This is a genomic window from Salinibius halmophilus, from assembly GCF_003577475.1.
Taxonomy (GTDB): Bacteria; Pseudomonadota; Gammaproteobacteria; order Pseudomonadales; family Natronospirillaceae; genus Salinibius; species Salinibius halmophilus.
In genome coordinates this window covers 165,196-191,704 of the sequence record NZ_QPEP01000002.1, presented here as the reverse complement: position 1 = coordinate 191,704, position 26,509 = coordinate 165,196, and the positions used below count along the sequence as shown (strand labels likewise).

The 26,509-nt window shown below is 49.2% G+C and carries 25 protein-coding genes; 11 read left to right on the top strand and 14 right to left on the bottom strand.

The features are described 5' to 3' along the window. Positions 1-2: 2 nt before the first annotated feature. The 11 genes from DUW71_RS02480 to coaBC all read right to left on the bottom strand — a co-directional run bounded on the left by DUW71_RS02480 (position 3) and on the right by coaBC (position 13,508). Entirely contained in the window at positions 3-764 is a 762-nt protein-coding gene (locus DUW71_RS02480; RefSeq protein WP_119393656.1) for a hypothetical protein, read from the bottom strand. 96 nt (positions 765-860) lie between these two features. Continuing rightward, positions 861-2,231, bottom strand: coding sequence for an NAD-dependent succinate-semialdehyde dehydrogenase (locus DUW71_RS02475; RefSeq protein ID WP_119393655.1), 1,371 nt, complete (start codon positions 2,229-2,231; stop codon positions 861-863). Next, positions 2,224-3,438: an ectoine hydrolase gene (doeA, locus tag DUW71_RS02470; protein WP_119393654.1), complete on the bottom strand. Its 1,215-nt coding sequence runs from the start codon at positions 3,436-3,438 to the stop codon at positions 2,224-2,226. Before doeA ends, DUW71_RS02475 begins: the two co-directional genes overlap by 8 nt. Further along, the gene (locus tag DUW71_RS02465; protein WP_119393653.1) at positions 3,435-4,709 is read right to left on the bottom strand and encodes an aspartate aminotransferase family protein; all 1,275 of its coding nucleotides are present in this window, start codon (positions 4,707-4,709) and stop codon (positions 3,435-3,437) included. The genes doeA and DUW71_RS02465 overlap by 4 nt, the downstream gene beginning before the upstream one ends. 86 nt (positions 4,710-4,795) lie before the next feature. Next, the gene (gene doeB2 / locus DUW71_RS02460; RefSeq protein ID WP_119393652.1) at positions 4,796-5,953 is read right to left on the bottom strand and encodes a N(2)-acetyl-L-2,4-diaminobutanoate deacetylase DoeB2; all 1,158 of its coding nucleotides are present in this window, start codon (positions 5,951-5,953) and stop codon (positions 4,796-4,798) included. Positions 5,954-5,979: 26 nt separating this feature from the next. Further along, positions 5,980-7,617 (bottom strand): methyl-accepting chemotaxis protein, encoded by a 1,638-nt coding sequence (locus DUW71_RS02455; RefSeq protein ID WP_119393651.1) that lies wholly within the window; start codon positions 7,615-7,617, stop codon positions 5,980-5,982. Between the two features lie 140 nt (positions 7,618-7,757). Beyond that, complete coding sequence (gene slmA, locus DUW71_RS02450; RefSeq protein ID WP_119393650.1) at positions 7,758-8,348, bottom strand: nucleoid occlusion factor SlmA; 591 nt, start codon at positions 8,346-8,348, stop codon at positions 7,758-7,760. Between the two features lie 5 nt (positions 8,349-8,353). Beyond that, on the bottom strand, positions 8,354-9,253 hold the full coding sequence (gene argB / locus DUW71_RS02445) for an acetylglutamate kinase (RefSeq protein WP_199671140.1): 900 nt from the start codon (positions 9,251-9,253) through the stop codon (positions 8,354-8,356). Positions 9,254-9,304: 51 nt separating this feature from the next. After that, on the bottom strand, positions 9,305-11,800 hold the full coding sequence (locus DUW71_RS02440) for a phosphomannomutase/phosphoglucomutase (protein ID WP_119393649.1): 2,496 nt from the start codon (positions 11,798-11,800) through the stop codon (positions 9,305-9,307). A gap of 62 nt (positions 11,801-11,862) precedes the next feature. Next, complete coding sequence (gene dut / locus DUW71_RS02435) at positions 11,863-12,321, bottom strand: dUTP diphosphatase (RefSeq protein ID WP_119393648.1); 459 nt, start codon at positions 12,319-12,321, stop codon at positions 11,863-11,865. After that, positions 12,318-13,508, bottom strand: coding sequence for a bifunctional phosphopantothenoylcysteine decarboxylase/phosphopantothenate--cysteine ligase CoaBC (gene coaBC, locus DUW71_RS02430; protein WP_119393647.1), 1,191 nt, complete (start codon positions 13,506-13,508; stop codon positions 12,318-12,320). Before coaBC ends, dut begins: the two co-directional genes overlap by 4 nt. A 93-nt stretch (positions 13,509-13,601) precedes the next feature. Here coaBC and radC point away from each other — a divergent pair, with 93 nt between their 5' ends. From radC to DUW71_RS02410, 4 genes are all read left to right on the top strand, one after another. Then, positions 13,602-14,279 (top strand): RadC family protein, encoded by a 678-nt coding sequence (gene radC / locus DUW71_RS02425; protein WP_119393646.1) that lies wholly within the window; start codon positions 13,602-13,604, stop codon positions 14,277-14,279. A gap of 100 nt (positions 14,280-14,379) precedes the next feature. Next, positions 14,380-15,276, top strand: coding sequence for an EamA family transporter RarD (gene rarD, locus DUW71_RS02420; protein ID WP_119393835.1), 897 nt, complete (start codon positions 14,380-14,382; stop codon positions 15,274-15,276). 23 nt (positions 15,277-15,299) lie between these two features. Beyond that, positions 15,300-16,874 carry a VRR-NUC domain-containing protein gene (locus tag DUW71_RS02415; protein WP_119393645.1) on the top strand — a complete coding sequence of 525 codons (1,575 nt, stop codon included), beginning with the start codon at positions 15,300-15,302 and terminating at the stop codon, positions 16,872-16,874. Positions 16,875-16,918: 44 nt separating this feature from the next. Further along, positions 16,919-17,074: a DUF2256 domain-containing protein gene (locus DUW71_RS02410; protein ID WP_119393644.1), complete on the top strand. Its 156-nt coding sequence runs from the start codon at positions 16,919-16,921 to the stop codon at positions 17,072-17,074. Here the strand turns inward: DUW71_RS02410 and DUW71_RS02405 are convergent. After that, positions 17,049-19,010 carry a hypothetical protein gene (locus DUW71_RS02405; RefSeq protein ID WP_119393643.1) on the bottom strand — a complete coding sequence of 654 codons (1,962 nt, stop codon included), beginning with the start codon at positions 19,008-19,010 and terminating at the stop codon, positions 17,049-17,051. The genes DUW71_RS02410 and DUW71_RS02405 overlap by 26 nt on opposite strands. Positions 19,011-19,247: 237 nt before the next feature. Between DUW71_RS02405 and DUW71_RS02400 the strand changes: the two genes are divergently transcribed. From DUW71_RS02400 to DUW71_RS02370, 7 genes are all read left to right on the top strand, one after another. Further along, positions 19,248-20,618 carry a dihydrolipoyl dehydrogenase gene (locus tag DUW71_RS02400; protein WP_119393642.1) on the top strand — a complete coding sequence of 457 codons (1,371 nt, stop codon included), beginning with the start codon at positions 19,248-19,250 and terminating at the stop codon, positions 20,616-20,618. Between the two features lie 68 nt (positions 20,619-20,686). Then, positions 20,687-21,214 carry a menaquinone-dependent protoporphyrinogen IX dehydrogenase gene (gene hemG, locus DUW71_RS02395; RefSeq protein WP_158583840.1) on the top strand — a complete coding sequence of 176 codons (528 nt, stop codon included), beginning with the start codon at positions 20,687-20,689 and terminating at the stop codon, positions 21,212-21,214. An 85-nt stretch (positions 21,215-21,299) separates the two neighbouring features. Continuing rightward, positions 21,300-22,142: a tetratricopeptide repeat protein gene (locus DUW71_RS02390; protein ID WP_119393640.1), complete on the top strand. Its 843-nt coding sequence runs from the start codon at positions 21,300-21,302 to the stop codon at positions 22,140-22,142. A 15-nt stretch (positions 22,143-22,157) separates the two neighbouring features. Next, positions 22,158-23,192, top strand: coding sequence for an ion channel (locus DUW71_RS02385; protein ID WP_119393639.1), 1,035 nt, complete (start codon positions 22,158-22,160; stop codon positions 23,190-23,192). Between the two features lie 17 nt (positions 23,193-23,209). After that, positions 23,210-23,617 carry a DUF350 domain-containing protein gene (locus tag DUW71_RS02380; protein ID WP_119393638.1) on the top strand — a complete coding sequence of 136 codons (408 nt, stop codon included), beginning with the start codon at positions 23,210-23,212 and terminating at the stop codon, positions 23,615-23,617. Between the two features lie 5 nt (positions 23,618-23,622). Continuing rightward, positions 23,623-24,249, top strand: coding sequence for a DUF1190 domain-containing protein (locus DUW71_RS02375; protein ID WP_158583839.1), 627 nt, complete (start codon positions 23,623-23,625; stop codon positions 24,247-24,249). Next, the gene (locus DUW71_RS02370) at positions 24,249-25,415 is read left to right on the top strand and encodes a glutathionylspermidine synthase family protein (protein WP_119393636.1); all 1,167 of its coding nucleotides are present in this window, start codon (positions 24,249-24,251) and stop codon (positions 25,413-25,415) included. The genes DUW71_RS02375 and DUW71_RS02370 overlap by 1 nt, the downstream gene beginning before the upstream one ends. A gap of 34 nt (positions 25,416-25,449) precedes the next feature. On the opposite strand, the gene DUW71_RS02365 is transcribed toward DUW71_RS02370, so the two are convergent. Together DUW71_RS02365 and DUW71_RS02360 are read right to left on the bottom strand one after the other, a co-directional pair. Beyond that, on the bottom strand, positions 25,450-25,884 hold the full coding sequence (locus tag DUW71_RS02365; protein WP_119393635.1) for a cytochrome b562: 435 nt from the start codon (positions 25,882-25,884) through the stop codon (positions 25,450-25,452). 138 nt (positions 25,885-26,022) lie between these two features. After that, positions 26,023-26,490 (bottom strand): MarR family winged helix-turn-helix transcriptional regulator, encoded by a 468-nt coding sequence (locus DUW71_RS02360; protein ID WP_119393634.1) that lies wholly within the window; start codon positions 26,488-26,490, stop codon positions 26,023-26,025. Positions 26,491-26,509 lie beyond the last annotated feature (19 nt).

Genomic DNA, 26,509 nt, shown 5'->3' with positions numbered 1-26,509 from the left:
CCCTATTGGCATTGGACTTGGTTGTTGTTGTAGTTAATGTTGTAACCAGCTAGGTTCCAGCCGCATGGGAAATACATTTTGTTGCCACTACCGGCAATGGTAAGGCTATTAGGTTGCTGAGCGCCTGGGCCAAAGAAAATGGTGTTGTTTTCACCGTTAACCGTTAAACGGTTGATTACCGCCGTTTGAATACCATTGCCTGGTGTGGTGTCTCGCACGTCAATTACATGGTTTACGCCAGAGACCAGTACCTCGTTCATCGAAACCGGTGGCTCGGCAATCAATCGGTTAGACAGGTAGCCATTGCCACCACCATGTGCTTCTACTCGATTAATAAAGCCGCTGTTGGCCAAACGAATTTGGTTGCCGTGGCCGCCTATTTTGGCTGTGCTTATGCTTGAACCGCTGGCAAAGTTAACCTGGTTGTTTTGGTTTTCCACCACTAGCTCCAACGGTGCATTGGGTGCATTGAACCCCAAAACGATAGGGCCACATAATACTTGCCCAGCACTGTTGCGAGTGTTGTAGCTGTAGGGTGGCATGGGTGCTTCATTGGCAGCACAAACACGGCCCACTACTTGCGCAAGCGAAGGTTGGGTAATGACAACTTGCTGGTTATTGTTTGGCAGTGGTACGTAGATTGGGTTAACCACTTGCCCACCTGGACCATACTCAATAGAGGCGGTGCCGGGGGCTTCAGTGCAAGCCTGTAAGAAAAAGGGTGCCAGTGCGGCAAAAAGAACAGAACTAGTTAAGCGTTTCATAGGGCAGTACCTCCATGGGGCGTATTGTATGAACTGCCTCATGAAGGTCTGCGTGATGGGTCGCACTAATACATTAAGTTACGGTATTGTTTGGTTTTAGTTAATCTTAGGTCCCACCCAATACTGCTTTGCGTTGACAAACTCTTTAATACCATGCGGCCCAAGCTCACGGCCAATGCCCGAGCGTTTAATGCCACCACTTGGCAATCTAGGGTCGGTTTTAACAATGCCGTTAATTGCCACCTGCCCACTTTGCAATTGTTTGGCAATAGGCAGTGCACGATTAGTTGAGCCCCAGACTGAAGCGGCCAATCCGTAAGGGGTATTGTTAGCAATGCTTAGGGCGTGGTCACTGTCTTTGGCTTTCATTACCACGGCAATGGGGCCGAAGGTTTCTTCACAGGCGCCTACCATGCCTTCTTCAACGTCTACCAATAAGGTGACGGGGTAGAAATAACCCGTGCCGCTTGGCAGTTCGCCGCCAAGTAAGCAACGAGCCCCGGCTGCAATGGTTTCTTGTACTTGTCGATGAAGGTTATCGCGTAAATCGGCGCGAGCAATTGGGCCAATATCTGTTGTTGCAAGGGTAGGATCACCCAGTTTTAACTTCGCCAACCTTGTTTTGAGTAGCTCAATAAACTGATCATAAACACCGGCTTCAACAATGACTCGCTTGGCTGCAATACAGCTTTGGCCAGCGTTGATAATGCGTGACAAACAGATAATGTCGGCAGCGGTTTCTAGATCGGCGTCATCTAAAACAAGTACAGGGTCGGAGCCACCCAGCTCTAAAACAGAATGTTTAATTTCGCTGGCAGCAATACTAGCCACCTGACCACCACCTCGCTCTGAGCCAGTGTAGGATACCGCTTGCACCCTAGGATCACGAATGACAGGTTCAACGTCTGGCGTGGCAAGCGGTAGGTTTTGCAATATATTCGCTGGCGCACCAATTTCCTCAAATAATTGGCCGATCGCTTCGCCACAACCTGGTACGTGTGGGTCATGTTTGAGTAAACAGGTGTTACCTGCCATCAAGGTTGGTGCACAATAGCGAAAGGCCAGCCAGAAAGGCGCGTTCCACGGCAGTATGCCTAGTACAATGCCAAGTGGTTCATAGCTCACGTAACTACTTGTGGCATCAGACTCGATGACTTCGTCGGCAAGGTAGGCCTCGGCGTGTTCGGCATAATGCTCGGCACACCAAGCGGCTTTTTCAACTTCGCCATACGCTTCTTTAATGGGCTTGCCCATTTCTTCGGTCATTAGCAGAGCGTAGCGCTCTTTATGCTCGCGCAGGTGTGCTGCGGCTTTGTGCAATATTTCGGCGCGCCCGCTAAATCCAATGGCCTGCCAGTGCGACTGTGCGGCTTGAGCTTTGGCAAGTATCGCTTCAACCTCGTCAGTGGTCGCTGTGGCCACTTGGCGAACAACTTCTTCAGTGGCAGGGTTGACTGCTTTAAGCATTCTTCTTACCTCCTTTGCCAGACTTTTTCTTCTCTACACCATGCTCGGGTTTCACGACAAAGTTTTCTTCCATATCGAAGAAAGACTTACAGCCATCGCCAGTGACATAAATGGTGTCGGAAATGCCTGCTGTTTTGTCGCCATCAATGCCCCACATCCACGGAATGATGTGGAACGTCATACCAGGGCGTAGTACTGAGCTTTCACCTTGTTTTAGGCTAATGATGTAGCCTTCATCCCAACTTGGTGGGAAGGCAATGCCAATGGAATAGCCCGAGCGAGTAATTAAGCGGGCCCCTACGTTGTTGTCGGTGATGATATTTCTCACTAGGTTGTCGGCATCAGAAACTGTCAGGCCGGGTTTGATCCAACGTTTAACCTCCTGCAAGGCAAACTTCATCCGATCCTGGGCATGCGCCATCGAAGTGCTCAGTTCACCTAGTACGGCAGTGCGCATCATGGCTGTGTGATACCGGCGATAACAGCCGCCAACCTCTAAAAATACGTGCTCGCCGGGTTTTACCGTGCGGCCTTCCCAAGTTGCGTGGCCGATCATTGTGCGTGGACCAGATGTCACATAAGGCATTACCGCAGGGGCCTCACCACCGGCTCGAAACATCGCAGCACTGATTTCGGCGGCAATTTCGTTTTCAGTGATGTCAGGGCGAATACAGTCTAGGCCTGCTTGCATGCCAGCTTGTGTGGCGATCGCCGCGCGCTTCATGATGTCGATTTCAGCATCAGACTTGCACATCCTGCCTTCCTCAACAATTCCAAAGCAGTCGACTAGCTGCCCTTTAATAAAGGTCGTGTGCACAGAATCCTGGTGATAAGCTGGGAAGAAATAACTATTGCGCTCATAACCTACACGTTTACTGGCCAAGCCAAACTCGCGCAGGGCTTCTACGAGCATTTGAATGGCATCACCCGTATCAGGGTAGGGGCGAGTGCGTTCAACCCAAGTGCGGGCATGCACATTCGACTCTTCCATGGCACGGGTAATCATAAAGGGTTCACCGTCGAGTGGCACCACTAATGCTTGAAAGAACGAATAACCGGTTGTTTGGTAATCGGTTAGATACATTAGGTTTTCTGGGTCGGTAATCACCACGGCGTCTAATAGCCGGTCGGCCATGCGCTCCCGAAGCGCGGCTAGGCGCGCTTCATACTCAGAAAATGGAAACGTCATATCATCGCGTTGTCTCATTGCATCGCCTCCTTGGCGCTGCGCACCGCTTGCTGTAACTTGGCTAAGCCCTCTTCAAGTAACTCTGGCTCAATGGTGAGTGGTGGTATCAACTTAATGACCTGGCCAGAATCGCCACAGGCGCCCACTAACAGTCCAGATTCAAACGCTTTGGCGACAGCTGCTTTAGCAAGTGGTCCTTCACGCAGGTCAATCGCTTGCATCATGCCTTTGCCGCGCACCTGCCATTCTGGATGCTCATCTACCAACTCTTGCAACGCTTTGCGCATCACTTCACCATTGGTTTTGACTTGTTTGAGTAGTTCGTCGTTGTCGAAGTAGTCCATCGCAACGGCACCCGCCACAAACGACATGCCTTGGCCACGGAAGGTGCCAGTGTGCTCACCGGGCTGCCAATGCTCGTCGTGCTCTGGTTTCACTAGGTTCATGGCAAGTGGTGTGCCATAGCCACCAATGCCTTTGGCAAGCGTTACAATATCCGGGTCTAGTCCCATGCCATCGAAACTGAAGTAGTTACCAGTTCTGCCACAGCCTGCTTGAATATCATCGATGATAAATAGCGCGCCGAGTTCATGGGCAAGGTCTTGTACTGCCTTGAGCCATTGCGCACTGGCAACATGCACGCCGCCTTCGGCTTGAATGGCCTCTACCACAAATGCCGCTGGTTTGCTCAAACCACTAGCGGGGTTGAGGTACTGTGCGCGCAAGCGGGCAACGGTATCTATACTGCAACCCATATGACAGCCAACGCACGGTTTTTCACAGCCAAACGCCTGGTGGCGAACGTGCGGCAGTGGCACGCCGGCAGCGTTGCGGAAATAGCCATTGGCTGTAAGTGCCAATGAACCAAGGGTCATGCCATGAAAACCACCCGAGAAGGCCACAACCTGCTCACGGCCGGTCACACGGCGGGCTAACTTCAATGCAGCTTCCACCGCATTGGTGCCAGTTGGCCCCATAAACTGCATTTTATGGGACATGTTGCGAGGTTTGAGAATGGTATCAACAAATCTCTGAATGAAGTCGCGCTTTGCTGTTGTGTAGGTATCTAGGCTGTGAACGACACCATCATCGTTAAGAAAATCGATAATGGCCTGTTTCATTTTAGGGTTGTTATGACCGAAGTTTAGTACGCCAGCACCAGCGAAAAAGTCGATATAGTTCTTTCCCGCCTCGTCTGTCTGCACTGCGTTTTTAGCCGACTTAAAAACTGTTGGATAGACACGGCAGTAGCCGCGGATGTTTGATTCCCATTGCTCAAATAGCTGCATAATGGCGCCTCCAATAGACATAGTCGCTGGTTAAGCGATGACTTGATTGCGCTAATAACAACTCACCTGGTGGTGAATATTAGGCTCTAACTCGCAAGTGGTAATCCCACTAGACTGCTGAAGACTTTAACCACATCGCTTATTAGGCGATCGTTGAAGTCATAGTTTGGACTATGGCAAGGGGTGTCCCTGTTACCATCGTCGGCCCCGACGAGTGCAAACGCACCGGGTATTTTTTCAAGGTAGTAGCTAAAGTCTTCGGATGCCATGATTGGCAGTGACAAATTTTGCGTTTTGGTATCTGGGCCGTAGAGGTTGGAGAGTGTTTGGCGCATATTTTCGGCCTGCGCCGAGTGATTGACTGTGACGCCATAGCGAGGTTGGAATTCAACCTTAGCCTCACAGTTATATGCACGAGCAGTCGCTGTGCAAATCTCTTCTATATGCTGGTGTAATTGTGCGCGTTGGCTTACTTGTGTTACACGGTAGTTGCCCGCAATGTGTGCTTTGTCTGGAATAACATTGATGCCCTCACCAGATTGTAAGCGAGTGATGCTAAGCACTGTGCTGTCATGCGCCGGCGTGCGGATGGCAATGACTTGCTGTAAGGCTTGCACGCTAGCGCTTGCTGCTAACAGAGCGTGGCGTGATAGTTCCGGTTGGCTAGCGTGGCCACCCGAGCCGATGATGTCACAAGTAAAGGTGCCGTTGCCTGCCATTACAGGGCCATCTGGACAAGCAAACTGACCATAGCTAATTGCTGGCCAGTTATGCCAGCCGTAGATTTCATCAATGCCGTCCAGCGCACCATCATCGATCATAGCTTTAGCGCCATGCCCACCCTCTTCGGCGGGTTGAAATAGCAAGCTAACCGGGCCACTTAACTGCGATTCATGCTGCTTTAGCCAAATAGCTGTAGCAAGTAGCACAGCGGTATGGCCGTCATGACCACAAGCATGCATGACATTGTCATGCTGGGAGCACCACTCAACGCCAGACGATTCACTAATGGGTAGAGCATCCATGTCACCACGTAAAGCAATATGCTTGCCTGATGCGCCTGAATTAAGGGTGGCAACCGCACCAAACTTGGCCGCTGGTCGCCACGTTATGTCGTACTCGCTTAGTTTTTGGCGAATATAGTCACCTGTTTTTTGTTCTTGCCAGGTGAGTTCGGGATGTTGATGCAAAAAGCGGCGCATACGCACCGCTTCTTCTACTAGTTGTTCGAAGGTGAAGTTCATTGGTGGATAATCCCCCTATTAGTTCCTTACACCCGAAAGCGATTCACTCGCTCGCTCAACTCGTGGTTGACTGACCCTAACGTGCCGCAGGCTGACTCGGAGCCTTGCACTTCATGAACAAGGCTTTCTGCCCCCTGTGCTATTTCTTGTACGGAACGATTGATGTCTTCGCTCACTGCATTTTGTTGATTCGCAGCCGTGGCGATCTGGGTGTTCATTTCATTAATGACTTGAATCGCCTGATTGATCTTATCGAGTGATTCTACCGCCGAGGCAATACGGTCGTAGGTGTCGTCACTTTGTGCTTGGCTGCTCGACATGGTTGATACCGCTTGCGCAGAGGCTTTTTGCAGCTGCTCAATCATGCCTTGAATTTCACCGGTAGACGTCTGAGTTTTACTTGCCAGAGACCGTACTTCATCGGCTACCACCGCAAAACCGCGCCCCTGCTCACCAGCTCGGGCGGCTTCGATGGCTGCGTTGAGTGCAAGCAGATTTGTTTGATCTGCAATGCCGCGAATCACTTCTAGAATGGACACAATTTGCTCAACCGAGCCTTCCAACGAGTTCGTCACTTCTGCAGCTTGCTGAATTTGTTGTGACAAGGATTGCATCGATTGTTGTGCATCAACAATGGTTGCTCGCGCGGAATCGGTTTCAGTTGTCACTGATTGGCTTGAATCGGCGGCATCATTTGCACTGACAGCCACTTGGTTAGCACTAGCTGCTAGCTCATTAATGGCGGCAGCAACTTGTTCGTTTTGGCTTTTTTGCTGGTCGGCAACCTGCATCAAAGATTGGTTAATGGCAATGATATTATTGGTTTCGGTGTTGCTCGCTTTGGCCGACTCGGCGACTTGCTGAATGGTGCGTTGTATTCGCGCAACAAACTCGTTAAAACTTTTGGCAACACGATTAATCTCGTCTTTGCCTTCAATTTTTAGCCGTTTGGTTAGATCAGCATCGCCTGATGCAATATCCGCTAGTGCTTTTTCTAGTCGGTTTAGCGGGCGTATGGTTACTTCACTGAGAATATACAAGCCTGCTACACCTAAAATGATGGCAAGCCCCCAGCCCCAGGTTACCCGGCGTGTGGTTTGTTGGCTAACCGCTTGTAGTTCGTCCTGAGTGATTTGAGCGACTTCACGAATGGTAGTGATGGCCGCTGCTGAACTAGTTTGTGATGCTTCGTATAGGGTTTCTTGTTGCCCGCTGGACATATAGCCAAGAAATGCTGATGGATTAAACTCAGCAAAAAAAGTATCAAAAAATTCAATGTAAGCTTGCCCAGCGGCTTGTGCATTTTCGATTGTGGCACGCTGATTAGCGGTTAGGTCTTGGGGTAGGCGGCTGAGTAGTTCATAGCGCCCCAAAAAGCCGCCACGCAGCTCCATGTACTTGCCTTTCTGTTGACCGAATACAGCTTGGCTGCTGTAGTCCATCAGCACGACATCATAGGTGTCGCGTATGTCGGCTGCCAGCTTTTGTGATTCGGTCAAGCCAACCATCGCGGGGGACAACTGGCCACTGACTTTGCCGCTCAGCGCACCTTGCACGCTGAATGTCTGCAATACCGAGGCAAAAACAACTGAGACAATAAGAAGAACCAGAATAACAGGGAGAGCAAATTTCCAGCGAAAGCTGATGTTTTGCATAAATGACATTGTACTGCTCCTTTACGCTAAGCGGATACCTAATTAGGTATAGCCGTTATCGGCAGGAGTGCGACAAACTTAACAGTGTAACAGAGAGAAAATTACTTAATGGAAGGGAATGCGAGCGGTTTTACCGCTCGCGCATCAAACTAGATGAGCAGACTCAGCTTTTGCCATTGCTCGTTCCACATTTTGCTTGGCGCGTTGTCGCGCTGAAAACGACTGCGAACGAACTGTTGAATCCTACCTTCCACTACTGCTAGTAACAGGTTTGCTGCTGGGGTAGGGGGCAGCTCGGCATGATGTTTTGCTAGTTGAGCTTCTTGCATTACTTGTTTTATCTGTACTTGAATGCGGCCAAACATCTGATTCATTTGCTCATGCAGGCGCGGATGCTCACCGGCTAATACATCACCGGTTAATAGCCTACACATGCCAGGGTTGCGCTCGGCGAAAGTGAGTACCACCAATAACATCTGCTCAACTTTGTCTTTATGGCCTAAGTTTTCTTCAGCACGAATTTGGTTGAAGCGGCTGAATATTGTCTCTTCAACAAAATCCATTAGCCCCTCAAACATGCGAGCTTTACTTGGAAAATGACGATAGAGTGCTGCTTCCGATACGCCAACTGCTTGAGCTAGTCGAGCAGTGGTAATGCGGGCACCAGGCTCTTGCTCAAGCATCATAGCGAGGGCTTGCAGAATTTCTTCGCGACGCTGTGGTTTTTTTTGCTTTGTCATAGGGCTCAATTGTGTTTGGTAATCAGTGTGCCGACCCCTTCGTTAGAGAATATCTCTAACAAGGTCGCATGTTCTAAACGGCCATCAATAATGTGAGCACTATGCACGCCCCCTGCAACCGCTTCAAGCGCACAGCCAATTTTCGGCAACATGCCGCCGTAAATGGTGCCATCGGCAATTAACTCGTTGACTTGCTCTGGTGTTAAACCTGTTAGCACCTTGCCGTCTTTATCTTGCAAACCAGATGTATTGGTTAGCAGAATCAGTTTTTCGGCTTGTAATGCTTCCGCTACCTTGCCTGCCACCAAATCGGCATTAATGTTGTACGAGGCACCATCTTTACCAACCCCTACAGGTGCGACAACCGGAATGACATCGGATTGCAGCAGCAAGTTCAGAAGCTCAGTATTCACATGCTCCACCTCGCCAACGTGGCCAATATCGATAATCTCAGTTTTGTCGGTTTCTGGCGTGCGCTGGGTAACGTTTAGTTTTTTAGCTTGGATAAGATTGCCATCCTTGCCGGTTAAACCAACGGCTTTGCCATCGAACTGGTTAATTTGGCTAACGATTTCTTTGTTAACCAAACCACCTAACACCATTTGCACAACGTCCATGGTTTCCGACGTGGTTACCCGCATACCTGAAATAAACTCAGACTTGATGTTCAATCGTTCAAGCAGCGAGCCAATTTGAGGACCGCCACCGTGTACCACAACTGGGTTAATGCCTACGGTCTTAAGCAATACCATGTCGCGGGCAAAACTAGCTTTTAGATGCTCGTCTACCATGGCGTTGCCGCCATATTTCACAACAATGGTTTTACCAGCAAATTTTTGAATATAAGGTAAGGCTTCACCGAGTACCTCGGCAAAATTAAACGCGGTTTGGCGGTCGAGTGGCATAGTATCCTCTATACGCAAATGCAATGCGGGCGCCATTATAGCGCCCAAATCTTAGAAGGGTAATGATATATCGGCTTTTATCCGGCGAATTTGTTTGCTGACATCCTCTTGAATGCGCTTGAGTGCTTCCTCAGTATCGGCTTCAAATCGGCAAGTAATGGCCGCAGTGGTGTTGGATGGTCGAACAAGGCCCCAACCATCAGCAAACTCAACGCGCACGCCGTCAATGGTGCTTATGCGAGCATTTGGCAAGTCTGAAATTCGCTCGGCTAATTTTTCCACCAAGGTGAATTTTTCGGTATCGGCAATCGGGATAATAATCTCAGGGGTACAAGGGTCGTCCGGGAAACCTGAGAACAAAAAGTCGGCATCCATTTCAGATTGACTGACTAGCTCAATCAAACGGGCGGCAGCGTATATGCCATCATCAAAGCCGTTCCAGCGGTCAGCAAAGAAGAAGTGGCCGGTCATTTCGCCACCCAAGGTTGCTTGGGTTTTCTGCATTTGTTGCTTAATAAGAGAGTGACCAGATTTCCACATGATTGGCTTACCACCAAAGCTGTCAATCATGCCAGCTAAACGGCGCGAGCACTTCACATCATAAACAATGGTGGCATCGGGTGTTTGTTTGAGAATTTGCTTAGCAAACAACGCCAGCACTCTATCCGACCATATATAACGACCTTTGCTGGTAATGACCGCCATACGATCGCCATCACCATCAAATGCAATGCCTAGGTCGGCTGCATTTTCTTGTACGCGTTTAACCAGTTCAGTGAGGTTATCAGGCTGGCTAGGGTCCGGGTCGCGCAATGGGAAGTTGCCGTCTACTTGCTCGCCAATCATGCTTACCGCACAACCTAGCTCTTTTAGAATCAGCCCTGCAAATGGCGCGGTGGCACCATTACCGGCATCTACCACAACCTTCAATCGGCGGTGGACAGAAATATTGTCTTTAATCGCTTTAGCATAATCGATGGCGATATTGTGTTTGCTAACCGAGCCTTTACCTTGTGAAAAATCTTCGTTGCTTGCTCGTCGCCACAGATTTTGTATATCCATGCCACTGAGTGAACGGTTGCCAAGTACAATTTTAAAACCATTGTGAGCGACTGGATTGTGACTGCCGGTGACCATTATACCGGCACCAATTTGTAAGTGCTTGCTAGCAAAATACATCATTGGGGTTGACACCATGCCTAAATCGATCACATTGATGCCTGTTTTTACCAGGCCAGCAATCAGGTTTTCATGCAACGCTGGCGAGCTATTGCGGCCATCACGGGCAACCACTATTTTTTGCTGGTTTAGGTCAATCGCTTCGCTGCCCACGGCAAGGCCAATTTGTTCTGCAACCGACTCATCAAGGTTTTCGCCGTAAATGCCACGAATGTCATAGGCACGAAAGATTTCCGGCTTTAGTGGGGTACGTTTTTTCACTGTTGGCGTAGTGTTTACAGGTGCTTCACCGGTTATGGCAGACATCAAATCAGCATTCGGTAGGGTGTCGTCACTTGGTTGCAGATCGATATCCGCTTGCTCTGGATTTACTGGCGTGCTGCCCTTTTGCATGGCCTGCGCTGTTTGTTTGGCTAAGTTAGCAAATAGTGCCAAGGACAACTTAGGCGACGGCACTCTCCGTCCTTCCACGGCAGACTGCAACCAACCAGCTAGTTTGTCGGCATCTGATTGTAGCCTGGCTTGCAGAAGCAGGCCCGCTGCCGCAAGTATGATGCTGATAAGAATGGCTGCAACAATCATAGGGAGTTGCAGCGTTAGTGGCGCGAGCTCGGCGGAGCGTGAAATGAGTGGTGATGGCAAAAACTCTAGTTGCCATTGAGGGTTGCTAGTAGGCAGTGATGCTTTAGCCAAGCTGCCTTGGCCAGCACTAAATAGTGTTAATGGCTCAACTTGGGGGAGTCGCTGAACCAAACTAACGGTACCAAAGTTAGGGTTCTGCGCTTGAATATAATCGCGTAGGCGGTCACTTCCACTAACAACTTGAATGGCACCAATCACTTGACCTGAGTTGTCACGTACACTAAATGCCCAGTTCAATAGCAGTCGGTTTTGGAAATTGAAGGCTTCGGCATCAACGTTTTGTCCACGTCTAGTTCGATTGACTAGGTCAATACTCGCAAAGGTAAGTGGTGGCGTTCGAGCCGAATTAGGCGTTAGCTGTTCCATGCCGTGAATGCTAATCGTAACAATCTCATCACGTTGTGAGCGAATCGCACGTTCTGCTTGTTCAAAATCGCCGCGGTTACCTGATTGAATGGCCGTGCGCACCATTGATAATTGTGCTAGCTCGGCAAAGTCTTCCCGTTCAGCTTGATAGAGGGCGTCGAATCCCTTTTGCACAGTGTTGGTCCAGTTTTCAACGACCACAGACTGAGTTTGTTGATTGGCACGCACTAGTACGGTTGCCGATAGCCACCAAGCAACAATAGCAAGCACAGCAATGGACAGCACGATGGCAGCAGCAATGAAGTTTATCGACTTCGCCTTCCCGTGTTTTTCTTCGCCTGTATCGCGCTTGCCTTTCATTTTATCTCCTATCCATTCTTAGCATGCTTAAGTAAAGCATATCGGCATTTTATTAAGCTTATTTAGTGACTGCCAGTATGGCCAAAGCCACCTTCACCACGCTCGCTTTCAACAAACTCGTTGACCAAGTTAAACTCGGCTTGCACTACCGGCACAAAAACCAGCTGTGCGATGCGCTCGCCGACTTCGATGGTAAATGGCGTATTGCCGCGGTTCCACACCGAAACCATCAACTCGCCTTGATAGTCTGAATCAATTAAACCAACCAGATTACCTAGCACAATACCGTGCTTGTGCCCTAGTCCGGAGCGCGGCAGTATGGTGGCGGCAAGATTAGGGTCTTCAATATATATGGACAGGCCAGTCTTTACCAAGTGTGTTTCACCAGGACTAACGGTTAGTGCAACCTCTAGGGCGGCGCGTAAATCGATGCCAGCACTGCCTTGGGTGGCATAGGTTGGCATAGGTATCTCGTTACCGATACGCGGGTCTAATACTTTTAACTGAATTGCTTGCTTCATAGTGTTTGCTCTATTAAAAAATCAATAATCTGCTGGCCAATTTTTTGCTTACTGGCTTGGGATAATACCTTTTGGCTGCTATGACCAATGATGGTCACTGCGTTGTCGTCAGCATTCATCGCGATGCCAGGTTGAGAAATGTCATTACAGACAATCCAATCTAGGCCTTTGCGCTTTAGCTTCTGTTCACCATATTGCAATAACGCTTCACTTTCGGCGGCAAAACCAACCACTAAGCTTGGTCTCTGCGGGTGCTGGCCGACGGTGGCTATGATGTCTGGGTTTTTTACCAGCTGCAGTGATAGTTCATCCTCAGCGCCTTTTTTCAGCTTCTGCTCGCTTACTTCAGCAGGCCGATAATCTGCTACCGCAGCACAGCCAATAAACCAATCGCAACTAGCGAGTTTATCTTGCACTGCTTGCAGCATATTCAGTGCGCTTGTGATAGCGACTTGCTGCACACCTGCAGGAACAGGTAGATGCCCTGGGCCTGTGATCATGGTGACCTTTGCACCAAGCCTCAACGCGGCACTGGCTAGCGCGTTGCCCATTTTGCCAGAACTATGATTGCTAATGAATCGCACCGGATCCAATGCTTCGCGGGTTGGCCCTGAGGTAATCAGCAAGTGTTTACCAGCTAATTTTTGGGCTGGCTGCAAGGCTTCAACAATGGCTTCTGGTTCCAGCATGCGGCCAGCGCCGACTTCGCCACATGCTTGTTCGCCTGCATCTGGGCCAAGCCATTGCCAACTCGGATACATGGCCTGCAAGTTTTTAATATTGGCTTGGGTGACCGGTGCTTGCCACATTTGCTGGTTCATTGCTGGCGCAATAAATACTGGCTTGTTGGTGGCAAGTATCAGGGTTGGCAGCAACTCATCTGCCATGCCGGCGTTTAGTCGAGCAATCAAATTGGCGGTAGCGGGTGCCAAGACGATATGTGTTGGCCAACGAGCCAGTTCAATGTGACCCATGCCAGCTTCTGCGGCAGGATCCAGCAGATCAGTTGCCACTGGGTTGCCGCTTAACGCTTGTAAGGTGAGTGGCTGAATAAAGGCTTGCGCACCTTGAGTCATAACCACTCGAACCTCGGCGCCGGCTTTTTTGAGTAATCGCACCAAGTGTGCGGATTTATAGGCAGCGATGCCACCGCTGATTCCAACTAGAACGCGTGCATTGTGCAACATAACAACGCCCTCATGAGCAAACTGTAAAATTCTGCCTAGACTACCAGATACCGCGCACAAGCGTCAGCGCTATGGTCAACTCAAGGAGGAGTAATGCAAATTAATGAAATGCCGGCTGATCAACGCCCACGAGAAAAACTCTTAATGCATGGTGCCGCGCATCTAAGCGACGCTGAGTTGCTAGCTATTTTTCTGCGAACCGGATTGAAAGGATGCTCTGCTATTGAACTAGCTGAGCAAATTATTGACCACTTTCAAGGCTGCACTCGCCAATTGTTAACTGCCCATCGGCAAGCGTTTGATGACATTGCTGGTATTGGTGATGCCAAGTATGCTCAGCTGGCTGCCGTGGTCGAGCTAGCAAAGCGTTACCTGCGCGCCGAGCTTAAACACGGTCAAGCCCTCACATCACCGCAAGCAGCGGAAGAATTTTTATTAGCAGAGCTGCGCGATGAGCCAAGCGAAGTATTTGCCTGTATTTGGTTGGATAACCAAAACCAAGTGATCACCTTTGAACGCTTGTTTCAGGGCACTATTAATGCCGCTTCTGTTTACCCTAGAGAGGTGGTTCGACAAGCCATTGCGCACAACGCTGCTGCCGTTATTTTTACCCACAATCACCCATCAGGGCTTGCCGAACCTAGTGATGCCGACAAGCGGCTAACCGATCAATTAAAACAGGTGCTGTCGGTAATTGATGTGCGGGCATTGGACCATTTAATTGTGGCAGGCGGGCAAGTGGTTTCGCTGGCGCAACGTGGATTGATGTAATGCTTGCTTAACGCTATTTCTTGGCGGCAGTGCGCGCCTTGGCTGCGAGTAAGATGGATAAATGGTTAGACTTGCCGCTTTCTTTTGGTGCGAGCTTGTTATGCAGTCTAATCATGCCACTTCTGGCGTTTTTTTCGCTTTGTCTGCCTATGTTCTTTGGGGCGTGGCACCTGTCTACTTTAAGCAGCTGCCAAGCTTAGCCGCGCCTGAAATTGTACTGTATCGAGTGATTTGGACCGTTATTTTCACTCTGGCTTTGGTTGCACTCATTCGCCAGCGCCATGCTGTTGCAGCCGTGCTCGCAGCACCCAAAACATTAATGATTTTATTTGGTTCAGGCTTAGTGATTGGGGCGAATTGGCTGATATTTATCTGGGCGGTAGTGAATGAGCAAATGGTGCAGGCGAGTTTGGGTTACTTTATTAACCCGCTCGTGAATGTGTTATTTGGTTTGATTTTTTTCAGTGAGCGTCTGCGCCGCATGCAGTGGCTTGCGGTTGCTATTGCCACCATCATGGTTTCGGCGCAGGTCATCGCCTTTGGGCAAGTGCCATGGATCGCACTGGCGCTTGCCGTGTCGTTTGGTATCTATGGCGTGCTGCGAAAACACATTAGTTTGCCAGCCATTGCCGGGTTGTTTTTAGAGTCGTTAGTGTTGCTGCCCTTTGCCTTGGTTTATCTTGGTTATTTGCTCGCGTCGGGTACCATTACGCCTCTCAACTCAGGTGCAGAACTAGCGCTAACCGCCGGCTTAGGCGTGGTAACCGCTGCCCCGTTGTTGTTTTTTACCGCAGCAGCGAGCCGTATGCGCCTAATCACGCTGGGCTTTTTCCAATATATTGGCCCTAGTTTAATGTTTGTGATTGCAATTAGTTTTTATGATGAGCAGGTTACAGCGGGTGAGTGGTTGTCGTTTGCTGCCGTCTGGTTAGCACTGATGATTTATACTTGGGACAGTTGGCGAGCACAACGCGAGCGTGTAGCCTTGCATTCATAGTTAGTGGATATTGAGAGGTGGGCATGCAGCCAGCGTCGATTGAAGATGCTAAGTACTATTGGCGCAATGCCTCGTTACTCATAGACTGGGTGTGGCAGCATTATCAACCTTTGCTTTCTGCCGATGCCGTGGCTTTTTATCAATCTTGGTGCCGATTGTCCGACGATGAGCAGGCGCTACTGATTCGAATGTTAAGCCGCAAAGGTGACTATTTTCGCCAAAGTCAGCTGCAATATGATGAAATCTCGGCCTTCGATTTATCTGCCAGTCAGCTTGTTGCCAGCGACTTGATCGAAATGGATCCGGTGGTCGAAGCAGAGTGGTTGGCTAATTTTGCTACCGTCACTGAGCTGTCTACGTTGGTAGGTAAGGCAAGAAAATCTGCGATGGTCGAGGCGGCGCTTGTAAGCCTTCCCAAAGAGACCAAATGGTCGTTGTGCTTTTCATCAAACTTATTGATACAGCTAACCTGTCGGCCTGCTTTTGATCAGTTTCGCCTGCTGTTTTTTGGCAACTTACGCCAAACACTCAGTGACTTTATATTCGCCGAGTTAGGCGTGCAGCAGTTCCTCCCTATTTCTGTTGACCACCTCTGCCTTGCCTTCTCTGACCGTAATAGTGTCGAGGCTGCATGGCAAACGCATTTACTCGGCGAGGCCTTAGAAGCCGGCACACTTAGTAAGTCTTGGCTAGAAACTGTTCCTGAATCGCCTGCCTGGCTGGTTGCACGCTATAAGCGCCGTTTGTTTCAGCTTGGTCATCAGTTTGAACGCCAAGGAAACCTAGACGATGCCATTGATTGCTATTTAGTTGCCGACACTAGTGACGCGAGGATTCGCCGCTTGCGAGTGCTTGAGCGGTTAAAAGAATTTGTGGCGGCAGAGCAACTATGTGCGCAAATGCTGTTGCATCCAAAAAACGAGGCTGAACTAGATGCTGCACAAAAGGTGGCAAAACGCTTGCGCAAGCACGGTTTTAGCCATCATATCGAGGCTACAAATTTTCGCCCTACCATGCAGTCTCTGGTGCTTCCCGAGCGGCCAGAGCACTTAGAAATAGGCGTTGCCCAAGCGTTAGGGCGTGACGTGTATTACGTCGAAAATGGGCCATGGCAGACTTTGTTCTTTTTAACCTTTGCCCAAGCCATACTTGCCCCGGTACAAGGCGCTTTTTTTCATCCATTTCAGCGCCAACCCATGGACTTATACCAGGAAGACTTTGTTGAGCGCCGCCAGCACGAAATGCAAGCAGGCTGGCAGTTGCTAGCGAGCGAACAGTGGCCTCATACCATAAATGAGCGCATGGTTAGCGCTGAATATGCTGCGTTGCGTGCTATGGCCGCTCCCGTATCGAACGAGTTTGTTCGTGAGTTTGTTGCGCAAGCGCCGCGCACTTTATTCGAACGGGTGTTTCAGCGTATGTGGTTCGACTTGCGACGTAATCGCGCAGGCTTTCCCGACCTGATTGCTTTAAATCCAGTGCGTTTTTATGAAGTAAAAGGGCCAGGGGATCAGTTACAGCCACATCAGCGTGCATGGCTAGGTGAACTTTCTGAATTTGCTGAAGTAGCTGTGCTTAGTGTTAGCTTTAAGATGTAATCGCGCGGCGTAATCGCAACCTATAAAGCTTGCGTAGTATAGGCATGGCTCATAAAAAACTACATTTACCCGAGAAAACTTGCTTGCAATGCCAGCGCCCATTTACTTGGCGAAAGAAATGGGCGCGCGATTGGGAGCAGGTTAAGTATTGCTCCCAGCGCTGTAAACGAGAGGCTAAAGCTTCTGGTAGCGCAAAATAAACGGCTGATCGCCACTATATAGGCAATCAAATCCGGCATTGTAACGGTTAACAATGGTGCACTGGTCATCACCTAATGGTTCATCACAGCTGTCGCCTTCACAGGCATTAATGTCGCTAAACTTCAGCTGCAAACCGTTGTGTTGCCACTGGTAGACTTGCGCGTAATCACCATTTTCATAACGCCCATCACCGTCTGGAGCTAAGGTTTCTGTACCCGCTGGAACCCAAGCACAATCGGAAGTCATCTCACTCACTTGGTAGTTGCCAGCGTAGTTTTCTATGATTGCTCTTGGAGCGTTATCACCGCTTGTGGTGGCTTGCGTCACGATGCCCTCATCAGTAATTTGCACAATGGCCGAGCTAGTGCGTCCCATGCGCCGCAGTTGCTCCGACAGTTGAATGAAGTCATAACAAGTGCTGGCATCATCTAATGGCAGTGTTTTTGACATCATATCTACCAAATCGGCCGACTGTTGGTGGTCAAAGTGGAACTGAGTGATCGCTGGTGCTAATTCTGCCGTTTTGATCGATTCGGTATCCGGTGTACCCAGCGTGATCAGTAAACGGTCGCCGAGCAGTTCTAATTTAGCACTGCGGTTAGCAACTAACTCATTGGCTGGAATGCTGACTTCACCAGTTGGTGATTGGCTCGACAGTATTGGAATATCCATGCCAGTAAACAGGCCAAGTGGCGCTAGGATATTACCAAGACTATTGCCTACCAATGTGAGTGTGGCGTGCACTTCATATTGGCCAGTCTTAAGTGGTGTTACTTTTTCTAGATTGATTTGCAAGCCCTCTATGCCTTGAACAAATGCAGTTGCTGAAGCAATGCCCAGTAGCGCTTGAGGATCAAACTCAGCTCTGGCCTCTTCTAATGCTTCACAGGTGTAAGGTTGGTTAACAAAACGTTTAGTGATGGCATTTAGCACTGGTGCAATTTGCCCAGCGTTGAGACCCCAGCCAATGCTAGCAATCCCTTGTTCATGCTGTGGTAGCTTGCCTTGTAACAGTGCAATTTGTGACAGCAGATCACCGTCAGCAAACTCAAGAATGGTGCGGTTAATCGCACTTTCTTGGTTTAGTGTTGTGTTGCCAGCGATCAATCTTGGAACACCAGCGATGAGCGCTTTAACATCTTGCTCGCATTGCAAAAAGGCTTCATCGTTAAAGTCGTCGGCATCGGCAATATCTAGGCTAATCATGTCTTGACCTAGTTTGCTCGCACTGCCTAACCAAAGCTGTTCGGCAAGTAAGCGGAAGTCAGCTTCAAACGCCACGCCAACAAAGTCATTATCTCGCATTAGTTTCTGCAGACGGTTGCTGGCGCTCAATGGTTTAGGTTTAACAAGCAATAGTTCTTTCAGGCGAGCATCGGCTCGTTGTGTGAGCCCTAGGCTCCATACCACCTCAAAATCGTTTACTGCTACATCAACACTAATGCCGTCTTGCTCCTCAAGTATCAGTCGATAGACTTGGTAACCCTCTATCGGCTCTAACGTCGTGAAACCGGCTTCATTTAGCGTATCAAGTAAGTCGCCTGTTTTTGCCAGTTCGTAGCGCATGACTGGGTGTAGCCCATCGAAGTAAAAGGCAACAAAACTATCATCTTGCATCGAGATAGCATGGCGCTTTTCAGGTACGTAAATCGCGTCAATCGTGCGAGTAAGTAGCACCTGTAAGGCATTCGCTAACTCGGGTGCTAATTCGGCGGTTAATAAGGTTTGCAGCTCCGCAAGGTCTTGTGTTGGGTTGCTATGCGCTAGTGATACATCTGGGTCTAGTTTGCCTGCTGCAAGCAAGGGCGTGTCGGCGGGCACACGTTGTTGAATCTTTTTGCTGGCATCATCGCCTAATAGTCCAAATAAACTAAAATCTGCCAAAACGCTGCTAGTCATCACTAGGCTTATGGCGAAAAGAATTGAGGCTCTCACGGTTTTTCCTTACTCACGCTGAAGTAGTAAAAGACTAACATATGTGTAGGTGTTGGTGGGGAAACTGACCAAGCGCATTCATCTGTGTATCAGGTTCGGTAAATTTTTCCTTAAGTTTTCAACTGAGTTCTAGTTTTGTTTTGAAAAACCGGATGATTTCATATTTAAAATCAAATTTTCTAATGTTCTTTGTGTAACTAATATGTGTCGCAAATTAATCATTTGTGGAGTTATGTAATGAAAGTAGAAGTAGCTGTCATCGGCGCAGGCACCGCAGGCTTAGCAGCATACCGTGAGGCAGCAAAGCACACCGACTCAGTTGTGCTAATTGAAGGCGGCCCGCACGGCACTACTTGCGCCCGTGTTGGCTGCATGCCATCCAAATTATTGATTGCTGCAGCGGATGCCGCGCATGAAGTGAAAAAAGCCGACGAGTTTGGTGTTCGTGCCACAGTAGCAAGCATCGATGGTAGGGATGTCATGCAGCGGGTACGCAGCGAACGTGACCGTTTTGTTGGTTTTGTTTTAGAAGGAGTCGACAACATTCCAGAACATCACAAACTGCGTGGCTATGCTCAATTTATAGACGGTAACCGTTTGCAAGTGAACGAGCAAATCATTGAAGCTGACCGTATTGTGATTGCAACCGGTTCTTCGCCCGCCGTGCCAAAGCCTCTACAGGCAGCTGGCGACAGGCTAATCATTAATGACAATGTTTTTGATTGGCAAGACCTGCCTGAGTCGGTGGCGGTATTTGGCGCCGGCGTGATTGGTCTGGAACTTGGCCAAGCGCTGGCGCGGCTGGGTGTGCGCACGAAGTTATTCAGCATTGGCGGTTTTGTTGGTCCCTTAACCGACCCAGAAGTGAAAGCCTCAGCCTTGGCTGCGTTGCAAGATGATTTCTACTTTGATCCTGATGCTCGCACCGAGGTTCGCCAAGACGGGGATCAGGTGATTGTGCGCTATCAGCGCGATGAAGAATGGCATGAGGAAGCATTTGACTACTTGCTGGCGGCAACTGGGCGTAAACCAAACCTTGATAAGCTAAATTTATCTGCCGCTGGCATTGAGCTCGATGACAAAGGCATGCCTGCTTATGACGCTGATACACTGCAAATTGGCAAGCTACCGATATTTTTAGCCGGTGACGTAAACAATGATCGACCACTTCTGCATGAAGCTGCTGATGAAGGTGTCATCGCCGGGCGTAATGCCATTAGCTACCCGTTAGTGCAAGGCCAGCCTCGGCGCACGCCAATTAGTGTAGTGTTTAGTGACCCGCAAATCATGATGGTAGGGAAAACCTACGCTCAGATCATTGACGAAGATGTGGCGATCGGACAAGTCAGTTTTGCTAACCAAGGGCGTTCACGCGTCATGCTAGTTAACCAAGGCATGCTGCGGGTTTATGGCGACCGTCACACCGGCAAGTTAATTGGGGCTGAAATGGCAGGTCCTTCCGCTGAACATATTGCCCACTTGCTATCCTGGGCGATTCAACAAGGGCAAACGGTTGAACAGTTGTTGCGCATGCCATTCTACCATCCCGTAATTGAAGAAGGGGTTCGCACGGCACTCAGAGATTTAGCGCAAGCGCTAAAAAACTGATGTAGGTCGATGCTTTTTTCTGGGGGTTTGCTGCAATGGTGGCAAGCCCCTTTTTTATGGACGTTTCCATGCCCGTTATTACCATTTGTTTTGCTAGTCGCTATGGTCAAACCGAGCGCATTGCTAACCGAATTGCCAAGCAATTAGCGCAGCAAAACTGCGATGTGTTGTTACATAACATCGTACTAGATGGTGCATTACCTAAGAGCGATTATTACATTGTTGGCGCCCCCGTAATGTATGGCAATGCTTGGACACCCATGCGTAAGTGGCTAGCAGCGCATCGCGAGACACTCAGTGCAAAAGTCGTTGCCGTGTTTAATGTAAATCTCACAGCGCGCAAACCAGGTAAGCGCCACATCGACAACAACCCTTATCTTGCCAAGTTACTTGCCTTATTACCCGAGGGTATCCAACACAAACAAGTGTTTGCTGGCGCCTTGGATTACCCAAGCTACCCTTGGTACGACCGGCTAATGATCAAACTGATTATGCACATCACAGGTGGACCCAAACGCTGCGGCCACCGCATCGATTATACCTATTGGCCAGATGTTGACCGCTTCGCCGAACAAATCGCCAGTAGCACACAATAAAAACGCTTAATTACCAAATTGGCTGGTTGAAGCGCCATTAACTTGCCACCATGTTAGAGTAAACGAAACAACTCGAGATGGTTTTATGGCAACAGAAATAAAAAATGTGACGGCAGAAAGCTTTCAGAACGATGTAATGACTGCCTCAACCGAGCGCCCGATTGTTGTAGTGTTCTGGGCGCCTTCGGTTCCAGAAAGTGAGCAATTTTTACAACAGTTGCAAACCACGATCCAAGACTATGCCGGTGGCACTGCGTTGGCCGTCGTGAACGTAGAGCAAGAACAAATGTTGGCACAAAGCGTTGGTTTGCGCGCACTACCAACCACGCTGGTGGTGAAAGATGGGCAACCGCTAGATTCGCTTGAGGGCCCACAGCCTGAGCCAGCCATTACTCAATTGCTTGATCGTCATATCAGCAAAGGGCCAACGCCGCTTGATCAAGCCCGCGCCCTGATTGAGCAAGAGTCCTACACGCAAGCATTGGATATCTTGCAGGTAGCATGGAGCGATGAGCCTCGCTCGGTGGAAATTGCCGCCAATATTTTGCGTTGCTTAATTGAACTACATCGTTTGGATGAAGCGCAAAAAGTACTGTCGAGCTTGGATGCAGGCGTTGCTAGCGACGATATTATTCAAGCGTTGGCTGCCGAAATTGAGCTAGCGAGTGCGCAGGCGGATTTACCTGAAGTTGACGAAATGCGCCGCCAGTTCGAGGCGGACCCATCGCCAGAGAACTGCAAGTCTTTGGCGCTTGTGTTAAACGAAGCAAATCGCTACGAAGAAGCCATGCAGGTTTTGCTAGCTGGTATCAAACGTGATCGAGCGGCAACTGAACTGCGTCCGGTATTGCTAGATATCTTTAAAAGTTGTAAAGATAAGAGTCTGGTTACGCAATATCAACGACAGCTATTTACGCTGATGTATTAAGCAAGGAGGGCAGCGATGCCCATGTGGGAAAAGATTAAGCACACGCTAGTGCGACATCTTTTGAATGTATCAAACCGCGTCATTTTGCTCGCGGTTTTATTATGGGCGCTTGTTGGCTGGATAGGCCTTTGGTTGCTAGGTGAGCAAGACCTATTGCCACTTACCGACTATGTCTACTGGCTAATGGTGACTGCTTCTACCGTTGGCTATGGCGATATGTCGCCAGTCACGCATGGCGGCAAGCTATTCGTGATGCTTTATATCATCCCGTTTGGCCTGTCACTTTTTGCCCTATTAATTGGCCGTGTAGCAGCGGTGTTTACTGACTTTTGGCGACGCGGACTGCGAGGAGAACGCGCTGTGGATATGGATAATCATATTCTTTTGTTGGGGTGGCAAGGGGATCGCTCGCGCCTACTTAGCAAACTAATCAAAGAAGAAGCTTTAGCTAATCGCCAGCGCAGAGTGGTGCTGGTGGATGATACTTTAGAGGAAAATCCACTGCCAACGGTGCTGGATGCCTTTGTTAAAGTGAAAAGTTTTACCACAGATGAAGACATGCAGAAATGCAATTTGGCTAAAGCATCAACTATTGTGATTGCTATGCCATCTGATAACCAAGCCTTCACTGCTGCATTGTATAGTGCCAAAGCGAACCCTAATGCTCACCTAATTGTAAGCCTGCAAGACGATGAACTCGCGCGCATGCTACGACTGCATTGCCCTAATGCTGAGCTAAGCCCAAATATGGAAGTAGAAATCTTGGTCAAGGCGGCAATGGATCCTGGTAGCTCAGAGCTGCATTATGAGCTCATTCACCTAGGTGACGACGAAACCCAATATTCTGTACAGTACCCAAGCGACTTGCCAGCCAAACCAATCGAAGCGTTATTTTTGCAGTTGAAAAAACAGCATAATGCAACGATTCTAGGGGTACGCAGTGGCGACAGTGGAAAACTAAACGTTAACCCGGCGCTGGATATCAATATTCAGCCGGGCGATATTATCTATTACGTTGCAAGCCAACGAGTTAAAAACTGGCAGTGGTAGCCAAAGGAGCACCAATCATGATTATGGAATCTTTGTATGGCCTTGGGCCATTCGCCTTATACTTCGCCATTGCACTGGCGTCGTTGTTTGTTTTTAAGTTTGTTTACACTCTCATCACACCGCATGATGAATGGAAGTTGGTAAAAGAAAACAACGTGGCCGCGGCGGTTGCACTAGTGGGAACGCTTATTGGTTTTGCCATTGCCCTAGGCAGTGCAGCGTCTAACTCAGTCAGCCTAGTCGACTTTGTTATCTGGGCCGTCGTTGCCTTGGTAGCGCAGTTGATCGCTTATGCCATTGTGCGCTTTGCTCTATTGCCAAAAATCGTGCGCCGCATTGAAGAGGGTGAAGTGGCCGCTGGTGTGATCCTGGGTGGTTTATCTATTGCAATCGGTATCTTAAACGCTGCAAGCATGACATGGTGAGGCCGATGACTAAACGATCTCAAAACGTCAACCTGGCGGCCATGCGCAAGCCAGTCGTGTTCCCTTTATCGGCATTGGCGGCAGCGGTTGCCCTGTCTGGCTGTGGTAGCAGTGGTGAGGAAGCCTATTTGTATAACTCGGTCAGTGAATGTGTTGCCGAGCATCCTGATAGCGCCGATATTTGCCAGCAAGCCTATGAAGAGGCTCAGTTAGCTGCACTGGATAGTGGTCCACGCTATGCCAATCAAAACCTTTGTGAAACCGAGTTCGGTGCTGGTCAATGTCAGCCACAAGCAGGTGGCAGCTTCTGGACACCATTTGTCGCTGGTTATCTGGTGGGTGAAATCATTGATGAAGTCGGAGATTACGCTGAGTATAAGTTGAAAAAACGCAGCGGCTACTACTCATCAACCCCTGTCTTTCTGTCAACCAAGTCAGGTCGACCTGCCTACTATGGTATGAACGAGCAAAAACTCGGTAACTTTGGTGATAAAACTGTGCGAGCGTCAAGCTCGGCTTATCAGCGCCAAGCACCAAAAGTTCGCACGGCTTCGACCGTAAGCCGAGGAGGTTTTGGTACAACGGTGCGTAGCTCCTCGTCTAGCAGTAGCTCGCGCAGCTGGGGCGGTTAATGCAGCGCCATAAAATGTCCCCTAGACCTGACTGGCAACAGCAGGCTAGGGAATTTGGCTTTCATTTCCATACCATTGATGGCGATTTGTATTGGGATGAGTCTGTTGCTTGGCAGTTTAGTTTGGCGCAGGTTGAAAATGACCTAGAGGACCCAACGGCCGAACTACAGCAAATGTGTTTGGCTGCGGTCGATGACATTGTCCAGTCGGAAGAATGGTTAACTAAGTTTGCCATTCCAAGTTTTGCGTTTGATTTGGTCAAAGAGTCTTGGCAGCGCCAGCGCTTTAGTTTGTATGGGCGCATGGATTTTAGCTATCACGGGCATGGCCCGGCTAAGTTGCTCGAGTACAACGCCGATACCCCAACAAGTTTATATGAGGCAGGCTTTTTTCAGTGGCTGTGGTTAGAGCAGCAAATTGAGCGAGGAGCGCTGCCGCCAAATGCTGATCAGTTTAACTCTTTGCAAGAAAAGCTTATTAACCAGTTTGCCGCGTTTCGCAAAAAGTTCGCTGGCCATGGCTTGCATATGTGTTGCTCTCCAGACACGGTTGAAGATCGCGGTACTGTGCAATATTTGCAAGATTGCGCCCTGCAAGCAGGTTTGACCAACAAGTTCTTGTATGTCGACGACATTGGTCAATCGAAAGAGGGATTGTTTACCGATAATGACGATGAGGTCATCGAGGCATGCTTTAAGCTCTACCCTTGGGAATTTATGTTGCGAGAGCCAGCTGCAGTGGACCTAGCGTCGGCAAACGTCTGGTGGCTAGAGCCGCTATGGAAGTCGGTGTTATCAAATAAAGCCATCTTGCCTTATCTTTGGCAAAAGCACGAAGGGCACCCGAACCTGCTGCCAAGTTATTTTGCCGATGACAAAACTGCGTCATTGTCTGGTGAGTACGTTCGCAAGCCGATTTTTTCACGCGAAGGGGCAAATATCGACTGGTTGAAAGATGGCGAAGTGGTGACCTCGAGCACTGGCCCGTACGGCGAAGAAGGCTCTATTGTGCAGCAAGCGCATCCACTACCAGTGGTAGATGGCCAGCATATGCTAATTGGAGCATGGATTGTTGGCGATGAGCCGGCGGGTTTAACCATCCGTGAGGATGCTTCGGCGATTACCCAAGACACCTCACGGTTTGTGCCGCACTTTATTGTTGATTGATATGGCGCCCTCCTGCCATATCAATCTTTAGGTGTTAACAATCGTCTTTAAACGAACGGTGTGAGCGCTTGCTGTGTTGATCGATTTCACGGAAAGTTTTCATCGCCTCATCCACATCACCCTCGGCCAGTTGTGTATCCATGGTGGTTAGGTAGGCTAGCAATTGATCCATGCCTTCTTGGTAATTCGCTAAAAAGGCTTCTTTGTCTTCGCCTTCGTATTCGCGCGTTTTAATCGGTTGATAGGTTTTAGACTCTTCTGATTTTTCAATCAGTATGGCAACTTGGTTGCGCGCTTCCTCCAAGTTGCCTTGGCGCATTTCAAAAGCAGTCATGCGCATTGCCGACTTCATATCTTCCATAGCTGTGCCAAGTTCGGCATGGCACTCCCCATCGTGTCCCATCGCTTGTGCCGATGTCGCCAATGCCAGTGCCATGGTTATGGCTACTTTGCTAACGATCGATTTCATTGTTGCTCCGCTCTTATTGTTGATTATGGTTTGATCAAGACAAAATGCCTTACGCACAATTTATAAGATAAGCGCACCAAGAATTGCAATGATTGCGTAGTGAGCAGTTGGAAAGTGTTCAGTTACTCCGCGACGGTATTAACTAAGCGGGCCGACATCTAAGAATGGCGAGGCGTCTAAATCTTCGGCGTCCATCATGCTGGCAACCTTGGTGAGGGCTGCAAGAATGAAATGCTGCTCCCACTCTTCTAAGTGATCAAAACGCTTAGAGAAAGCCTCTTGGAAGGGCAGCGGTGCGCCAGATACGACTTGCTCGGCTTGTTCGGTAAGAATAAGGTTAACTTTGCGCTTGTCTTGATCATTGCGCTGGCGGGTAATTAGCCCTTTGGCTTCTAAACGGTCAAGAATGGTAGAAACGGTTGCTTGGCTTAACGAAATGCTTTTGGCCACTTCGTTTACCGTTGCAAAAGGAATTTTATTGACCGTTTGCAGAACCAGTAGCTGAGGGGTAGTTAAACCCGTACTTCGGCCTAGGCGCTTGGAGTGTAAGTCGGTTGCCCGAATGATTCGGCGCAAAGCAATTAACACTTCTTCCTGACGATCCATTTTATACTCACTTTCAGTT

Excerpts from the sequence above, each read along its gene's own strand:
- hemG (WP_158583840.1), top strand. The coding sequence starts at position 20,687 with ATGCCCGTTATTACCATTTGTTTTGCTAGTCGCTATGGTCAAACCGAG.
- DUW71_RS02370 (WP_119393636.1), top strand. The coding sequence starts at position 24,249 with ATGCAGCGCCATAAAATGTCCCCTAGACCTGACTGGCAACAGCAGGCT.
- DUW71_RS02455 (WP_119393651.1), bottom strand. The coding sequence starts at position 7,617 with ATGTCATTTATGCAAAACATCAGCTTTCGCTGGAAATTTGCTCTCCCT.
- DUW71_RS02475 (WP_119393655.1), bottom strand. The coding sequence starts at position 2,231 with ATGCTTAAAGCAGTCAACCCTGCCACTGAAGAAGTTGTTCGCCAAGTG.
- doeA (WP_119393654.1), bottom strand. The coding sequence starts at position 3,438 with ATGAGACAACGCGATGATATGACGTTTCCATTTTCTGAGTATGAAGCG.
- DUW71_RS02465 (WP_119393653.1), bottom strand. The coding sequence starts at position 4,709 with ATGCAGCTATTTGAGCAATGGGAATCAAACATCCGCGGCTACTGCCGT.
- DUW71_RS02390 (WP_119393640.1), top strand. The coding sequence starts at position 21,300 with ATGGCAACAGAAATAAAAAATGTGACGGCAGAAAGCTTTCAGAACGAT.
- coaBC (WP_119393647.1), bottom strand. The coding sequence starts at position 13,508 with ATGTTGCACAATGCACGCGTTCTAGTTGGAATCAGCGGTGGCATCGCT.
- DUW71_RS02415 (WP_119393645.1), top strand. The coding sequence starts at position 15,300 with ATGCAGCCAGCGTCGATTGAAGATGCTAAGTACTATTGGCGCAATGCC.
- DUW71_RS02385 (WP_119393639.1), top strand. The coding sequence starts at position 22,158 with ATGCCCATGTGGGAAAAGATTAAGCACACGCTAGTGCGACATCTTTTG.
- radC (WP_119393646.1), top strand. The coding sequence starts at position 13,602 with ATGCAAATTAATGAAATGCCGGCTGATCAACGCCCACGAGAAAAACTC.
- DUW71_RS02410 (WP_119393644.1), top strand. The coding sequence starts at position 16,919 with ATGGCTCATAAAAAACTACATTTACCCGAGAAAACTTGCTTGCAATGC.
- DUW71_RS02400 (WP_119393642.1), top strand. The coding sequence starts at position 19,248 with ATGAAAGTAGAAGTAGCTGTCATCGGCGCAGGCACCGCAGGCTTAGCA.
- doeB2 (WP_119393652.1), bottom strand. The coding sequence starts at position 5,953 with ATGAACTTCACCTTCGAACAACTAGTAGAAGAAGCGGTGCGTATGCGC.
- DUW71_RS02360 (WP_119393634.1), bottom strand. The coding sequence starts at position 26,490 with ATGGATCGTCAGGAAGAAGTGTTAATTGCTTTGCGCCGAATCATTCGG.
- DUW71_RS02440 (WP_119393649.1), bottom strand. The coding sequence starts at position 11,800 with ATGAAAGGCAAGCGCGATACAGGCGAAGAAAAACACGGGAAGGCGAAG.
- DUW71_RS02480 (WP_119393656.1), bottom strand. The coding sequence starts at position 764 with ATGAAACGCTTAACTAGTTCTGTTCTTTTTGCCGCACTGGCACCCTTT.
- dut (WP_119393648.1), bottom strand. The coding sequence starts at position 12,321 with ATGAAGCAAGCAATTCAGTTAAAAGTATTAGACCCGCGTATCGGTAAC.
- rarD (WP_119393835.1), top strand. The coding sequence starts at position 14,380 with ATGCAGTCTAATCATGCCACTTCTGGCGTTTTTTTCGCTTTGTCTGCC.
- slmA (WP_119393650.1), bottom strand. The coding sequence starts at position 8,348 with ATGACAAAGCAAAAAAAACCACAGCGTCGCGAAGAAATTCTGCAAGCC.
- argB (WP_199671140.1), bottom strand. The coding sequence starts at position 9,253 with ATGCCACTCGACCGCCAAACCGCGTTTAATTTTGCCGAGGTACTCGGT.
- DUW71_RS02365 (WP_119393635.1), bottom strand. The coding sequence starts at position 25,884 with ATGAAATCGATCGTTAGCAAAGTAGCCATAACCATGGCACTGGCATTG.
- DUW71_RS02380 (WP_119393638.1), top strand. The coding sequence starts at position 23,210 with ATGATTATGGAATCTTTGTATGGCCTTGGGCCATTCGCCTTATACTTC.
- DUW71_RS02375 (WP_158583839.1), top strand. The coding sequence starts at position 23,623 with ATGACTAAACGATCTCAAAACGTCAACCTGGCGGCCATGCGCAAGCCA.